Here is a 14,307-nt window from a genome sequence, read left to right on the forward strand (position 1 = left end):
TGTCCATGAGCGCTACTTCCATCCCCGCCGACATCAACCGCAAGCACCTGGAAATGGCTCGCCAGCAGATTTCCAACGGCGATCTGCGGAAGGCCGCACTGACTCTGAACAAGGCCCATCGCAAGATGCCAGGCGATGCCCGTGTCTTCATGCTGGCCGGGCTGATGGCAGAAAAGGCCGGTAACCCGGCCAAAGCCGAAGAGGCTTTCGATCGCTGCGTTGAACTCGCCCCGATGTGGGGCCCGGGCCTCCTGGAAGCGGCCCTTTATCGCGCACGTCGCGATCAGTTCGATCTCGCCATTGAAATGGCGGAAAAGGTGGCGCGCATCGAGCCCCGCAATCCGCAGGTGCTTGCGGGCGTCGTGGACATCGCGCACCGTGCCGGAAATCATGAAATGGCTGTCCTGCACCTGCGCCGGGGACTGGAGCTTTTTCCAAACGATGCCATGCTGCGGCAGCATCTGGCCGCTGACCTGGGCGAATTGGGAGAACACACCGAGGCACTCCAGATTTGGAACGCTCTGGTGGATGAATTCCCGGAACAGCCTGTCTACAAAATGGGGCGCATCAAGGTTCAAATCGCACGCGGCGAACCCGCAGCGGCCCTGGACGATATCCGCACCCTTGAGGAAAAATTCCCACAGGACGCCACACTGGCTTACTACGCGGCACTGGCACGGGCCGAAACTCCCCAGCATATTCCGGTGGGAATGCACCAAGCCATGTTCGACGAGATGGCCGAGCGCTTTGACAGGCATCTGGTTCTCGGCCTGAACTACCAACTGCCGAAAATCGTTGCAGGGCAATTGATCGCTCGCCACCCGGAGAAGGACTTCAACCTGCTGGATCTGGGCTGCGGTACCGGCCTGCTGGGGCTGTTCCTGGGTCCGATGCAAGGCTATCTGATCGGTGTGGACAGCTCGCTCAAGATGATTGAGGAAGCCGCCAAACACGGCGTCTATGACCGTTTCCACAATGTGGACCTGTTGGGTGCGCTTCAGAACACGCCGGCCAATGAATACGATGTACTGACCCTGCTCGATGTGCTGATCTACATTGGCGACCCCCAATTGGTCATCCCCAATGCCGCACGCATTCTAAAGACGGGTGGCGAACTTATCTTCTCCTGCGAAACCGCCCCAGAAGACGGTCCCGACCTGGTCCTCCAATCCAGCCAGCGCTACGCCCACAAGCGCAGCCATATCGAAGCGATGTGCAAGCAAGCCGGTTTCAGTGTGGCGACGGAAGAACTGGTGCTGCGCCAGGAAGGTGGCGAGCCGGTTCAGGGCTTTGTCGTGACGGCCACCAAGACCGCTGCCTGACGGGCCTTCATCAAGCCCACGCCACCTCGTGCGTGGGCGCACCGCCGCCCTCGGCGAATCCGTCCCGTGCCCAGCGCGAACTCCGGGGCACGTGCAGCAGCAGGAACTCCATCTGATCGGCCAGGATCCGCCGGTTGCGCAGGATGAAGTCTTCCCAGAGGCTGGGTATATAGGGCGTGTAGAGTAGCGGCATGCGCGCCTGCTCGGGCGTGCGGGCACCCTTGCGGTGATTGCAGGAGCGGCAGGCCGTCACCAGGTTCATCCACTGGTGGCCTCCCCCTGCGGAGATGGGCACGATATGCTCGCGCGTGAGGTCGTTTTCATGGAACACGCGGCCGCAATAGGCGCAGATGCAGCGGTCGCGTGCGAACAGCTTGCCATTGGTCAGGCCGGGCTGCAGGCTGTGCGGATTGATGGCAGGCGCACCGCGCGTACCGATGATGCTGTTGATGTGGATGACCGACTGGCAGCCCGTGACGGCATTGTGACCACCGCGGAAACAGGCGACCTCTCCGCCGGACTCCCAGCGCACATCGTCCGCCGCGTAATGCAGCGCCGCCTGCTCCAGCGTGATCCAGGATTGGGGCAGCCCTTGGGCCGACAGCTTCAAGACCTTCACGACACGCCTCCTCTGACACCAAAGTGAACGGGAATGCAGCCAGTGCACAGGGCCTGCAAGGCAGGCCTTATCGAGGCAATATACTCTGTTTCCATGTCGGATTGACAGCCTGCGCTGGCTGCGCGCGTGCCAGCCGCTATTGAAAACAAAGCGTCCCATGAAGATTTTTCGAGGCTTCAACCATCCAGGGCGGGAATCGGCCTGCGCCGTGACCATCGGCAATTTCGATGGTGTCCATCGAGGTCATCAAGCCATGCTGGCCCTGCTGTCAGCCGAGGCTGCCCAGCGCGGCGTGCCCACCTGCGTGCTGACCTTCGAGCCCCATCCGCGCGACTATTTCGCCCAGACCCTTGGACGGCCTGAAATCGCTCCGGCGCGCATAGGCACGCTGCGCGACAAGCTGTCGGAGCTGGAGCGCTGCGGCGTGGACCAGACCGTGGTGCTGCCCTTCAACCAGACGCTGGCCAGCCAGTCGCCGCAGGCCTTCATCGACGAAGTGCTGGTGGCGGGCCTAGGCGCGAAATACGTGCTGGTTGGCGACGACTTCCGCTTCGGCACCCAGCGTGCGGGCGACTACGCCATGCTGGATGCGGCAGGCCAGCGCCAGGGCTTTGACGTGGCCCGCATGAACAGCTACGAGGTGCACGGCCTGCGGGTGTCCAGCACCCATGTGCGCGCAGCCCTGGCCGAGGGGCGCATGCAGGACGCCGCGCGGCTGCTGGGCCATCCCTACACCATCTCCGGCCATGTGGTGCACGGCCGCAAGCTGGGCCGCAGCCTGGCCGAGAGCCGCCAAGGCGCGGGCGACGGCTTTCGCACGCTGAACCTGCGCTTCAACCATTGGAAGCCCGCGGCCAGCGGCATCTTCGCCGTGCTGGTCCATGGCCTGAATGAACGACCGCTGCGCGGCGTGGCCAACCTCGGCGTGCGCCCTTCCCTGGACCCGACGGATGTCAACGGCGGGCGCGTCCTGCTGGAGACGCATTGCCTCGATTGGCCCGGCGCGCCGGGAGGCGAAGAGGCCTACGGTAAAATCATCCGCGTGGAACTTCTGCACAAACTGCACGACGAGCTGAAGTACGACAGTCTCGACGCCCTCACCGCCGGCATCGCCAAGGACTGCGATGACGCGCGCGCGTTCTTCGCCACCATCCACACACCCATCTACACCGAGACTCGTCGCCAGACCACGCGCGACCGAATTTGACGCTCTCCGTCACCTGCCCGGGCGCGGGTGCGCACCAGGCTTTCCTCCCCTTTTTCCGTGCCTGGACCAGACGGTCCGGGCTCTGGCCTGCTTTCAAGGTTCTCCATGTCTGATTCGAAAGTCTCTCCCAACGCCAATGCGGGCTATCGCGCCACGCTGAACATGCCCGACACGCCCTTCCCCATGCGCGGCGACCTGCCCAAGCGCGAGCCGGGCTGGGTCCAGGAATGGGAGGACAAGGGGCTCTACAAGAAGCTGCGCGACGCGCGCCACGGCGCGCCCAAGTTCATCCTGCATGACGGCCCGCCCTACGCCAACGGCAAGATCCACATCGGCCACGCGGTGAACAAGGCGCTCAAGGACATGATCGTCAAGAGCCGCCAGCTCGAAGGCTTCGACGCGCTGTACGTGCCGGGCTGGGACTGCCACGGCCTGCCCATCGAGAACGCCATCGAAAAGCTGCATGGCCGCAACCTGCCGCGCGACGAGATGCAGGCCAAGAGCCGCGCCTTCGCCACCGAGCAGATCGCCCAGCAGATGGTGGACTTCAAGCGCCTGGGCGTGCTCGGCGACTGGGACCATCCCTACAAGACCATGAACTACGCCAACGAGGCCGCCGAGCTGCGCGCCCTCAAGCGCGTCATGGAGCGCGGCTTCGTCTACCGCGGCCTCAAGCCCGTGTACTGGTGCTTTGACTGCGGCTCCTCGCTGGCCGAGTTCGAGATCGAATACGCCGACAAGCAAAGCCAGACGCTGGACGTGATGTTCCCCACGGCCGAGCCCGACAGGCTGGCGGCCGCCTTCGGCCTGCCCTCGCTGGCCAAGCCAGCCTTCATCGTCATCTGGACGACGACGGCCTGGACCATCCCCGCCAACCAGGCGCTCAACGTCAACCCCGAGCTGGAATACAGCCTGGTGGACACCGAGCGCGGCCTGCTGATCGTGGCCTCGGCCCTGGTCGAGAAGTGCCTGGCACGCTGGAAGCTCGAAGGCCAGGTCGTCGCCACCGCCGTGGGCAGGAAGCTGGACCACCTGCAGTTCAAGCACCCGCTGGCCGATATGGACAAGGGCTTCGACCGCGTCTCGCCCGTGTTCCTGGCCGACTACGCCACGGCCGATGACGGCACCGGCATCGTGCACTCGGCCCCCGCCTATGGCGTGGACGACTTCAACAGCTGCATGAACAACGGCATGACGCGCGAAGACATCCTAAGCCCCGTACAGGGCAACGGCGTCTACGCACCCGAGCTGCCGCTGTTCGGTGGCCAGCACATCTGGAAGGCCACGCCCGCCATCATCGACGCGCTCAAGCTGGCCGGCCGCCTGATGGACACCAAGACCATCACCCACAGCTACCCGCACTGCTGGCGCCACAAGACGCCCGTGATCTACCGCGCCGCAGCCCAGTGGTTCATCCGCATGGACGAGGGCGAGGGCGTGTTCACCAAGCCCGGCGACAAGCCCGCGCAGACGCTGCGCCAGATCGCGCTGGAAGCCATCGAGCACACCCAGTTCTACCCGGAGAACGGCAAGACCCGCCTGCGCGACATGATCGCCGGCCGCCCCGACTGGTGCATCTCGCGCCAGCGCAGCTGGGGCGTGCCCCTGCCCTTCTTCCTGCACAAGGACAGCGGCGAGCTGCACCCGCGCACCATGGAGATCATCGACCAGGCGGCCGCCATGGTCGAGCAGGGTGGCATCGAGGCCTGGAGCCGCGTGACGGCCGAGGACATCCTGGGCGCCGAGGAGGCCGTGCACTACACCAAGAGCACCGACATCCTCGAAGTCTGGTTCGACTCCGGCTCCACCTTCTGGCACGTGATGCGCGGCACGCACGCCGACATGCACCACGACCAGGGCCCCGAGGCCGACCTCTACCTGGAAGGCCATGACCAGCACCGCGGCTGGTTCCATTCGTCGCTGCTGCTGGCCTCGGCCATCTTCGGGCGCGCGCCCTACCGCGGCCTGCTGACCCACGGCTTCACCGTGGACGGCCAGGGCAAGAAGATGTCCAAGTCGCTGGGCAACACCGTCGCCCCGCAGGACGTGAGCAACAAGATGGGCGCCGAGATCATCCGCCTGTGGGTGGCCTCGACCGACTATTCGGGCGACCTGGGCATCGACGACAAGATCCTGGCCCGCGTGGTGGACGCCTACCGCCGCATCCGCAACACGCTGCGCTTCCTGCTGGCCAACGTCAGCGACTTCGATGCTGCGCAGGACTCGGTTCCCACCGAAGAGCTGCTGGAAATCGACCGCTGGGCCCTGGCCCGCGCGGCCCAGTTCCAGGCCGAGCTGCTGGCCCACTACAAGGTCTATGAATTCCACCCCGTGGTGGCCAAGCTGCAGCTGTTTTGCTCGGAAGACCTGGGCGGCTTCTACCTGGACGTGCTCAAGGACCGCCTGTACACCAGCGCGCCCAAGAGCCTGGCCCGCCGCAGCGCCCAGACCGCCCTGCACCAGATCACGCATGCCATGCTGCGCTGGATGGCGCCCTTCCTGTCCTTCACGGCCGAAGAGGCCTGGAAGGTCTTCGGCGACAGCGAGTCCATCTTCCTGGAGACCTACACCGACCTGCCGGCCGGTGACGAGGCCCTGCTGGCCAAGTGGGCGCGCCTGCGCGAGATCCGCGACGTGGTGAACAAGGACATCGAAGCCGTGCGCACCGAAGGCCGGGTCGGCTCCTCGCTGCAGGCCGAAGTCAGTGTCTCGGCCCAGCCCGAAGACCTGGCCCTGCTGCAAAGCCTGGGCGACGACCTGAAGTTCGTCTTCATCACCTCGGCAGCCGAGGCCCTGGCGGGCGAGGCCCTGCAGGCCGCCGTCACACCCAGCAGCCATGCCAAGTGCGACCGCTGCTGGCACTACCGTGCCGACGTGGGCATCAACCCCGAGCACCCCAGCCTGTGCGGCCGTTGCGACAGCAACCTGCACGGTGCTGGCGAAGAGCGCCACAAGGCGTAATCAACCCCTGAGGCGCTGCCATGACCCCTACCTTTGCTGCGGTCCCCGAATCCCGCAACAGCCGCATCTGGCCCTGGCTGGCCTGGTCGCTGGCGATCATCGCCATCGACCAGCTCACCAAGCAGTGGATCCTTGGTGCCTACCAGCTGGGCGACTGGACACCGATCACGGGCTTCTTCAACATCGTGCGGGCCCACAACACGGGCGCGGCCTTCTCGTTCCTGGCCGGAGCGGGCGGCTGGCAGCGCTGGCTGTTCGTGGGCATCGGCGTGGCGGCCACGCTGCTCATCGTCTGGCAGTTGCGCAAGCATCCGGGGCAGAAGCTGTTTTGCTTCTCGCTGGCCAGCATCCTGGGCGGCGCCATCGGCAACGTGGTGGACCGCCTGCAGCACGGCTACGTGGTGGACTTCCTGGACTTCTACTGGGGCCGTTCGCACTTTCCGGCCTTCAATGCCGCCGACATCGCCATCAGCGTGGGCGCGGGCCTGCTGATCCTGGACGAGGTACTGCGCGCACGGCGGGCCAAAAGAACCTGATCCGCGGCGCACGCCACGACAGCCAGCCCAGCCCCTCCTGCGAGGGGCTTTTTCATGGAGGCTGCCGCCAACTGCGTGCCGACGGGCTTTCTCCTCGGGTTTTCCTGAGTGCGTTTTTGGTCAACCGAAATTCTTTTTGATTCGTTTTATTTCTACAATTTTCTTTATTTCGCACCAAACTGTGCGCTCATGCGGCCGACTCTCCTGCGCGCAAGCCGGGACCGGGGTTATATTGGTCCGCTTCTCCGCTCACAGCACATGAAGCACTTACTCAATCTACTGGCCGCCATCGCCCTGCTGGTCTGGGGCACGCACATGGTCCGCACCGGCGTGTTGCGAGTGTTCGGCGCCAACCTGCGCGACCTGCTCGCCCACAGCATGAGCAACCGTTTCTCGGCTGCGCTGTCGGGCTTGGGTGTGACTGCGCTGGTGCAGTCGAGCACGGCCACCTCGCTGATGACCTCGGCCTTCGTGGGCCAGGGCCTGATCTCGCTGCCGGCCGCGCTGGCCGTGATGCGTGGCGCCGACGTGGGCACGGCGCTGATGGCCGTGCTGTTCTCCACCGACCTGTCCTGGCTGTCGCCGCTGTTCATCTTCGTGGGCGTGGTGCTGTTCATCACACGCCAGGACACCACGGCCGGGCGCATAGGCCGCGTGCTGATCGGGCTGGGCGTGATGCTGCTGGCCCTGCGCCTGGTGGTCGAGGCCACCGAGCCGCTGCTGGAAGCCCCCGCCGTGCGCACCCTGCTGGGCTCGGTCACCAGCGATATCTTCATGGAGTTGCTGCTGGGTGCGCTGCTGGCCGTGATGGCCTATTCCAGCCTGGCCATCGTGCTGCTGATCGCGGCCATGGCCAGCTCGGGCGCGATTCCCATGGAAGTGGCGCTGGGCCTGACGCTGGGCGCCAATATCGGCAGCGGCCTGGTGGCCGTGCTGACCACGGCCAAGTCCAGCACCGAAGTGCGCCAGGTCACCATCGGCAACATGCTGTTCAAGATCATGGGGGTGGCCATCGTCGCGCCCTTCCTGGGGCTGTGGGCCACCTACGTGATGCCGATGATCGACGGCAAGGGCCAGAACATCGTGCTGTTCCACCTGGCCTTCAATATCTTCAACAGCCTGTGCTTCATCGGCCTGACGCAGACCGTGGCGCGCTGGGTGACGGCCCTGCTGCCCAAGCCCGAGGCCAGCTCCACCAGCCTGCTGCGGCCGCGCCACCTGGACCCCTCGGCGCTGAGCACGCCGTCGCTGGCCATTTCCTGCGCCGCACGCGAGGCCCTGCACCAGGCCGACATGGTCGAGTCCATGCTGATCGGCATGCAGCGGGTGCTGGAGACCGACGACCTCAAGCTGTCCCAGGAGCTGCGCGAGCTTGAAGGCACGGTGGACGATCTGTACTCGGCCATCAAGTACTACATGACCAAGATCTCGCGCGCCGAACTGGATGAGCGCGAGGGCCAGCGCTGGACGGAAATCATCAGCTTCACCATCAACATGGAGCAGATCGGCGACATCATCGAGCGCGTGCTGCTGGACATCGAGGACAAGAAGATCAAGAAGGGCCGCCAGTTCTCCGAGGCCGGCACGCAGGAGATCCGCGAGCTGCTGCACCACCTGCTGGACAACCTGCGCCTGGCGATGAGCGTGTTCCTCAACGGCAATGTGCGCGAGGCGCAGAAGCTGCTGGAGGAAAAGGCGCGTTTCCGCGACCTGGAGCTGGCCTACTCGGCCACCCACCTGGCGCGCCTGTCCGACAACACCGTCTCCAGCATAGAGACCAGCTCGCTGCACATCGACCTAATCAGCGACCTCAAGCGCATCAACTCGCTGCTGTGCTCGGTGGCCTACCCCATCCTCGAATCGGCCGGCGCCCTGGCGCCCAGCCGGCTCAAGGAATCGGCACTGAACAAGACGGCGCGCTGAAGCGTTTCACCAGCCCAGCCAGGCCGCCAGCACCTGGGCAGCCTCGGGCGTGAAGCGGCCCTGCAGCAGCCATTCGACGAGCTGGTCGCGCTCGATCAGCGCAAAGGCCTGGACCTCGCCATCCTGGTTGCCGGGCTCCAGCGCCAGCGGCACGGTGGCGCTGAACCAGTCGATGCGCTCGCGCATGAAGCCCCGGCCCTCGGCCTCGTCACTGGGGCGCTCGAACAGCACATGGCCGCCATGGCGCAGGCCCAGCAGCTCGGCCACGCGCAGGCCGGCCTCTTCCCAGGTTTCACGCTCCACGGCCTCGGCCACGGTATCGCACGCGGCCACCATGCCGCCCATCAGCGTGTCCCACATGCCGGGGTTGGTGGGCTTGTTGTCGGCGCGCTGCTGCACCCAGATGCGGCCATCGGCTGTCTCGCCCACCAGGTGCACGGCCTGGGTGGCAATACCCAGCGGGCGCACGGCGCCGCGCTCCACGGTGGCAATGCGCTGGCCCTGGACGTTGCACACGGCCAGTTGCTCATCGCGCCAGGGGCCGCTGTGGCCCGTGGCACGCAGCACCCGGGCCAGGGCGTTGAGCAGGACCGTGGCATCGCCCTGGCCTTGCAGATGCCATTGGCCGGCCTGCAGGCTCAGTGCCACGCCTTGGGCATGCATCACATCGTCCGGCAGCAGCGCGGCCAGGCCGTCTTCCAGCGAACCAGTTTCCTGCCCCGCCACCAGCAACGGCCGGCGCGGCTGCAGCGCGGGCTGGCGCGTGTCGGCGCGCAGGTGGTCCAGCCAGGCCTTCACGGCCGGGTCGGCAAGGTGCTTTGACACACTCATGGCAGCAGGATGGTCGAGCCCGTGGTCTTGCGCGCCTCCAGGTCCAGGTGCGCCTGGCGCACCTCGGCCAGCGGATAGCGCTGGTCGATATGGATCTTCACGGCACCGCTTTCCACCACGGCGAACAGATCGTCGGCCATCGCCTGGGTGGCCTCGCGGCTGGTGATGTGGGAAAACAGGGTCTGGCGCGTCACATACAGCGACTTGGCCGCCAGCACGGCAGGAGCGAAAGGCGCCACGGGGCCTGAGGCGTTGCCGAAGCTCACCAACAGGCCGAAGCGCCGAAGGCAGGCCAGCGAGCCTTCCCAGGTGTCCTTGCCCACGCTGTCGTAGACCACCTTCACACCCTGGCGGCCCGTGATCTCCTGCACGCGCTCGGCGAAGTTCTCGCTGCGGTAGTTGATGGCATGGGCTGCACCGTTGGCCAGGGCCAGCGCGCACTTCTCGTCCGAGCCCGCGGTGGCGATGAGCTGCAGGCCCAGGGCCCTGGCCCATTGGCAGGCAATCAGGCCCACGCCACCGGCCGCCGCATGGAACAGCACGGCATCACCCGGTTCCAGGCCCTCGACCGGAATGCATTTCTTGAGCAGGTACTGGGCGGTCAGGCCCTTGAGCATCATGGCGGCAGCCGTCTCGAACGCAATGGCATCGGGCAGGCGGCACACGCACATGGCGGGCATGACGCGCACTTCGCTGTAGCTGCCCGGAGGATTGCTGGCATAGGCCACGCGATCGCCCACGCCCAGGTGCTCCACGCCGGCCCCCACGGCCTCGACCACGCCTGCGCCTTCCATGCCCAGGCTCAAGGGCATGGGCAGCGAGTACAGGCCGGAGCGCTGGTACACATCGATGAAGTTCAGGCCCACCGCATGGTGGCGTATGCGTACCTCGCCTGGCCCGGGCTCGCCCACGGCGACCTGCACCAGCTCCAGGACTTCGGGGCCGCCGTTGTGGCGGATCTGCACTGCAATACCCATGGGAGCACTCCTGCAAAAAGCGACAAGAGCGGCATCGTGCCATGTTTCGGCCCGCCTCGCGGAAGACGGCAGCGCATGGTCGGCGCAAAGAGCGCGCAACGCCTATAGTGGCGAGCCCGAAAGCCGGATGATCCCGATGAGCCAGCCGCTGAAGCCTTCCACCGCCGCCATCCTGACGCTGCCGCCGCTGCTGTGGGCCGGCAATGCCATCGTGGGCCGCATGGTCCATGACCTGATCTCGCCCTTCGCGCTGAATTTCCTGCGCTGGGCCATTGCCTTCATGCTGCTGCTGCCGCTGGCGGGATGGGTGCTGCGCCGGGACAGCGCCGTCTGGCCGCAGTGGCGCCAGTTCGCGCTGCTGGGATTACTGGGCATCGGCTGCTACAACGCCCTGCTGTACCTGGCGCTGAAAACATCGACGCCGCTGAATGCCACCCTGGTCGGCTCCAGCATGCCGGTGTGGATGCTGGCCGTGGGCCGCATCTGCTGGGGCATTGCCGTGAGCCGCCGCCAGTTGCTGGGGGCCGGGCTGTCGGTGCTGGGCGTGGCCGTGGTGCTGTCGCGCGGCGATCCGCAGGTGCTGCGCCAGCTGCAGCTGGTGCCGGGCGACCTGTTCATGGTGCTGGCCACGATCCTGTGGGCCTTCTATACGTGGCTGCTGTCCAGGACCAGCGTGTCAGGACAGCTGCGCGCGGACTGGTCGGGCTTTCTGCTGGCACAGATGGTCTTCGGCCTGATGTGGTCCGGCCTGTTCACGGGACTGGAGGCTGCATCGGGGCGGTTTCACCTTCAGGCAGGGTGGCCGCTGCTGGGCGCCCTGCTGTTCATCGCCATCGGGCCGGCCATCCTGGCCTATCGCTTCTGGGGCCTGGGCGTGCAGCGCAGCAGCCCTGCGGTGGCGGGCTTCTTCGGCAATCTGATGCCCCTGTTCACCGCCCTGCTGTCCATTCCGCTGCTGGGCCAGACGCCGCAGCTGTACCACGGGCTGGCCTTCGCGCTCATCGTGGGCGGCATCATGGTGTCTTCGCGCCGGGCATAGCCTTGGGCAGGCCATGCGCCACGGTGCGCACGGGCACCTTGGCCAGCAGCTGCTCGAACGCGCGTATGGGCACGGGCGGGCTGAACAGGTAGCCCTGGAAATACTCGCAGCCGTAATGCGCGAGCAGGGCGCGCTGCTCCAGGGTCTCCACGCCTTCGGCGATCACATCCAGGTTCAGGTTGCGCGCCATGCCGATGATGGTCTGCACGATCACGTCATCGGTATGGCGCAAGCCCAGGTGGCGCACGAAGGACTGGTCGATCTTGAGCTGGTTCAGCGGCAGCTGGGTGAGATAGGTCAGCGAGGAGTGACCGGTGCCGAAGTCGTCCATGGAAAAGCACACGCCATGGCTGCGCAGCTGCTTCATCTTGTCGATGGACTCCTGCACGTTCTCGATCACCAGCGACTCGGTCAGCTCCAGCTTGAGCAGATGGGGCGCAATGCCGGCATTGCGCACCTGCTCGATGACCTGGGAGGCGAAGTCCTGGTGCCGGAACTGGCGGGCGCTGACATTCACGGCCACCTGCAGATGGCGCAGCCGCGCATCCTTTTGCCAGATCGCCAGTTGCTCGCAGGCCGTGCGGATCACCCACATGCCCAGCGGCACGATGATCTCGCTTTCCTCGGCCACGGCAATGAACATGCCGGGAGGCACCAGGCCGCGTTCGGGGTGGCGCCAGCGCAGCAGGGCTTCGGCGCCTATGACCTCGCCGGCCAGCGTGAACTGGGGCTGGTAGTGCAGCTCGAACTGGGACTGCGCCAGGGCCTGGCGCAGGTCGCCTTCCATGCGCACGCGCTGGTGGATTTCCACCTGCATCTGCGGATCGAAGAAGCACAGGCCGCTGCCGTTGCGCGCCTTGATCTGGTACATGGCGATGTCGGCCTGCTTGAGCAGCTCGGCTGCCGACTGCGGCTGGCGGCCGAACAGCGTGGCGCCAATGCTGCAGGCGCTGCGGTGCAGATGGGCGCCCAGCACATAGGACTGGTTGAGCCGCGCCAGGATCTTCTCGCCGATGCGCTGGGCCAGCGTGGCCGCCTCGGCAGGCTCGTGCGACAGCTCGCAGAGCATGACCACGAACTCATCCCCCCCAAGGCGCGCCACCGTGTCCGAAGATCGCACGGCGCTGCGCAGGCGGTGCGCCACCTGCTGCAGCAGCTGGTCGCCCACTTCGTGGCCCAGCGTGTCGTTGAGCATCTTGAACTGGTCCAGGTCCAGGAACAGCAGCGCCCCGGTCCAGCCTTCGCGTGCGGCCAGCACCGTGGCCTGAGCCAGGCGGTCCAGCAGCAGGCGGCGATTGGGCAGGCTGGTCAGCGGATCGTAGAAGGCCAGGCTCTCGATCTCGGCCGTGGCCAGCCGGATATCGGTGACATCGTTGTAGGTGATGACCACGCCGTCCTCGGCGGCCAGCCGTGCCGTCATCTGGACAAAGCGGCCGCTGGGCAGTTGCTGCTCAAAGGGCACGCCAGGCCGCAGCACCAGTTGGCGGTGCAGGTCCTTGGCCTCGTCGGCCTGCGCCGGCGCCGCCGCCAGACCCACGGCGCTGGGGCAGGAATCGAGCAGCGATTGCAGGGGCCGCCCAGGCTCCAGCTGGTCCGCGTGCCAGGGGAACATTTCCTCATAGCAGCGGTTCCAGCGCAGCACGCGCTGCTGCGAATCCAGCAGCAGAAAGCCGCTGACCATGCTGTCCAGCGCCTGGTCCAGCCACTGCTCGGACCGCTGGGCCTGGCGCCGCGCGGCATGCAGGCGGTCCATGTAGCGGTGCACGGTCCAGCCCAGCACGGCCAGCAGCACGCCGAAGATCATCACGGCCAGCACCATCAGCCAGGCAGCCACGCGCCAGCCGGCCAGCACGGAGGACATGGGCAGGCTGGCCGTGACCCACAGATGTCCCTTGGGCAGCGGATGCGCAGCTACCAGGGCAGGCACGCGGCTCAGGCGTGCGGCCATGTGCATGACGCCGCTGGACGGCAGCTGCGACGTCGTCGGCAGCAGCCGCACAGCGGCGACATCGCCATACTGGGGCATGGACAGCAGCAGCTCGCCGCTGCCCTGCTCCAGCGTGACCTCCAGGCCGTCCAGCACACCGCCCTGGGCCAGCACGGCGCCCAGCGCCGCAGCCGGCACCTGCATCAGCACATAGCCGCCCTGCTCTGCCCGGCTCAGGGGCCGCACAAGGTACAGCATGCGCTCGCCACCTGGCACCAGCGGCGCGACGGAGGGTGGACTTGCCAGCAATTCGGAGCGGCTTTGGCCCGCCAGGCGCTCCCAGACCTGCGCAGGCAGGTCGATGACCGGGCCATCGCCCGAAGCGGCCAGTTCCCGGCCCTGGATATCGTGCACCGAGGCGCGCTGCGCCAGCGTGTTCTGCCGCACCATGGTGTGCAGCATTTCCTGCAGTTGCGGCTGCGATGCCGATGCGGGGTTGCGCGAACCCAGCAGTTCGTCCACGCCCAGCGCCAGGGCATCCAGGGATTCCAGGCTGCGGCTGATGGCCGCCTCGGTGCCCAGCACAAAGCGCACCAGGCGCAGCGAAGCCTCTTCCTGCGCCGTGGTCCGCATGCCGCTGAGCAGCCAGACCATGGCAGCCGCCAGGGCCACCGTCAGCAGCACCAGCATCAGCGCCAGGGTATGGCGCATGCGCGCAGGGCTTGCGGCCGCTGCCGGTCCGGGCGTGCGGACGGGGTCGGCCGCCGCCCAGTCCGTCTGATGGGGCTGGCCCGTCATCTCCGGGCTCCCTGCATGGCGTTTGAAATGGGCAGGCTGCGGCAAGGCCGCTGGCCACGATGCAGGAACGGGACTGTCAAGGCTGCACCTGCCCATGGACCGCTCGGCACTGCGCAGCCATGCAAGGGACCATTTCCCGGGCCTTGCCGGCCCTGGACCCGTTCATG

10 protein-coding genes are annotated in these 14,307 nt (G+C 66.5%); 6 read left to right on the forward strand and 4 right to left on the reverse strand.

The window, feature by feature from the left end; all coding sequences use genetic code 11:
- The first annotated feature begins 5 nt into the window (after positions 1-5).
- The gene (locus A4F85_RS25405; RefSeq protein WP_063328188.1) at positions 6-1,322 is read left to right on the forward strand and encodes a tetratricopeptide repeat protein; all 1,317 of its coding nucleotides are present in this window, start codon (positions 6-8) and stop codon (positions 1,320-1,322) included.
- Between the two features lie 10 nt (positions 1,323-1,332).
- Here A4F85_RS25405 and A4F85_RS25410 read toward each other — a convergent pair whose 3' ends face one another.
- Positions 1,333-1,941 (reverse strand): HNH endonuclease, encoded by a 609-nt coding sequence (locus tag A4F85_RS25410; protein WP_012207180.1) that lies wholly within the window; start codon positions 1,939-1,941, stop codon positions 1,333-1,335.
- Positions 1,942-2,098: 157 nt separating this feature from the next.
- Here A4F85_RS25410 and A4F85_RS25415 point away from each other — a divergent pair, with 157 nt between their 5' ends.
- The 4 genes from A4F85_RS25415 to A4F85_RS25430 all read left to right on the forward strand — a co-directional run bounded on the left by A4F85_RS25415 (position 2,099) and on the right by A4F85_RS25430 (position 8,568).
- Positions 2,099-3,148, forward strand: a complete 1,050-nt coding sequence (locus tag A4F85_RS25415) for a bifunctional riboflavin kinase/FAD synthetase (RefSeq protein ID WP_012207181.1) — start codon at positions 2,099-2,101, stop codon at positions 3,146-3,148.
- 105 nt (positions 3,149-3,253) lie between these two features.
- Positions 3,254-6,109: an isoleucine--tRNA ligase gene (gene ileS, locus A4F85_RS25420; RefSeq protein WP_063328189.1), complete on the forward strand. Its 2,856-nt coding sequence runs from the start codon at positions 3,254-3,256 to the stop codon at positions 6,107-6,109.
- Positions 6,110-6,129: 20 nt separating this feature from the next.
- Positions 6,130-6,645, forward strand: coding sequence for a signal peptidase II (gene lspA, locus A4F85_RS25425; protein WP_013800899.1), 516 nt, complete (start codon positions 6,130-6,132; stop codon positions 6,643-6,645).
- A gap of 258 nt (positions 6,646-6,903) precedes the next feature.
- Complete coding sequence (locus A4F85_RS25430; protein WP_013800898.1) at positions 6,904-8,568, forward strand: Na/Pi cotransporter family protein; 1,665 nt, start codon at positions 6,904-6,906, stop codon at positions 8,566-8,568.
- A 6-nt stretch (positions 8,569-8,574) separates the two neighbouring features.
- Here A4F85_RS25430 and A4F85_RS25435 read toward each other — a convergent pair whose 3' ends face one another.
- Both A4F85_RS25435 and A4F85_RS25440 read right to left on the reverse strand, forming a co-directional pair.
- Positions 8,575-9,399, reverse strand: a complete 825-nt coding sequence (locus A4F85_RS25435) for an NUDIX hydrolase (RefSeq protein WP_063328190.1) — start codon at positions 9,397-9,399, stop codon at positions 8,575-8,577.
- Complete coding sequence (locus tag A4F85_RS25440; RefSeq protein ID WP_063328191.1) at positions 9,396-10,376, reverse strand: quinone oxidoreductase family protein; 981 nt, start codon at positions 10,374-10,376, stop codon at positions 9,396-9,398. The genes A4F85_RS25435 and A4F85_RS25440 overlap by 4 nt, the downstream gene beginning before the upstream one ends.
- A 136-nt stretch (positions 10,377-10,512) precedes the next feature.
- Between A4F85_RS25440 and A4F85_RS25445 the strand changes: the two genes are divergently transcribed.
- Entirely contained in the window at positions 10,513-11,415 is a 903-nt protein-coding gene (locus tag A4F85_RS25445; protein WP_063328192.1) for a DMT family transporter, read from the forward strand.
- Here the strand turns inward: A4F85_RS25445 and A4F85_RS25450 are convergent.
- The gene (locus tag A4F85_RS25450; RefSeq protein WP_063328193.1) at positions 11,390-14,140 is read right to left on the reverse strand and encodes a bifunctional diguanylate cyclase/phosphodiesterase; all 2,751 of its coding nucleotides are present in this window, start codon (positions 14,138-14,140) and stop codon (positions 11,390-11,392) included. The genes A4F85_RS25445 and A4F85_RS25450 overlap by 26 nt on opposite strands.
- Between the last annotated feature and the right edge of the window lie 167 nt (positions 14,141-14,307).

The sequence above is a fragment of the Delftia sp. GW456-R20 genome, from assembly GCF_001622915.1.
Classification (GTDB): domain Bacteria; phylum Pseudomonadota; class Gammaproteobacteria; order Burkholderiales; family Burkholderiaceae_C; genus Comamonas; species Comamonas acidovorans.

What these genes read in the sequence shown, in the direction of transcription:
- A4F85_RS25405 (WP_063328188.1), top strand. Translation starts at nt 6, where the DNA reads ATGAGCGCTACTTCCATCCCCGCCGACATCAACCGCAAGCACCTGGAA.
- A4F85_RS25415 (WP_012207181.1), top strand. Translation starts at nt 2,099, where the DNA reads ATGAAGATTTTTCGAGGCTTCAACCATCCAGGGCGGGAATCGGCCTGC.
- ileS (WP_063328189.1), top strand. Translation starts at nt 3,254, where the DNA reads ATGTCTGATTCGAAAGTCTCTCCCAACGCCAATGCGGGCTATCGCGCC.
- lspA (WP_013800899.1), top strand. Translation starts at nt 6,130, where the DNA reads ATGACCCCTACCTTTGCTGCGGTCCCCGAATCCCGCAACAGCCGCATC.
- A4F85_RS25430 (WP_013800898.1), top strand. Translation starts at nt 6,904, where the DNA reads ATGAAGCACTTACTCAATCTACTGGCCGCCATCGCCCTGCTGGTCTGG.
- A4F85_RS25435 (WP_063328190.1), bottom strand. Translation starts at nt 9,399, where the DNA reads ATGAGTGTGTCAAAGCACCTTGCCGACCCGGCCGTGAAGGCCTGGCTG.
- A4F85_RS25440 (WP_063328191.1), bottom strand. Translation starts at nt 10,376, where the DNA reads ATGGGTATTGCAGTGCAGATCCGCCACAACGGCGGCCCCGAAGTCCTG.
- A4F85_RS25445 (WP_063328192.1), top strand. Translation starts at nt 10,513, where the DNA reads ATGAGCCAGCCGCTGAAGCCTTCCACCGCCGCCATCCTGACGCTGCCG.
- A4F85_RS25450 (WP_063328193.1), bottom strand. Translation starts at nt 14,140, where the DNA reads ATGACGGGCCAGCCCCATCAGACGGACTGGGCGGCGGCCGACCCCGTC.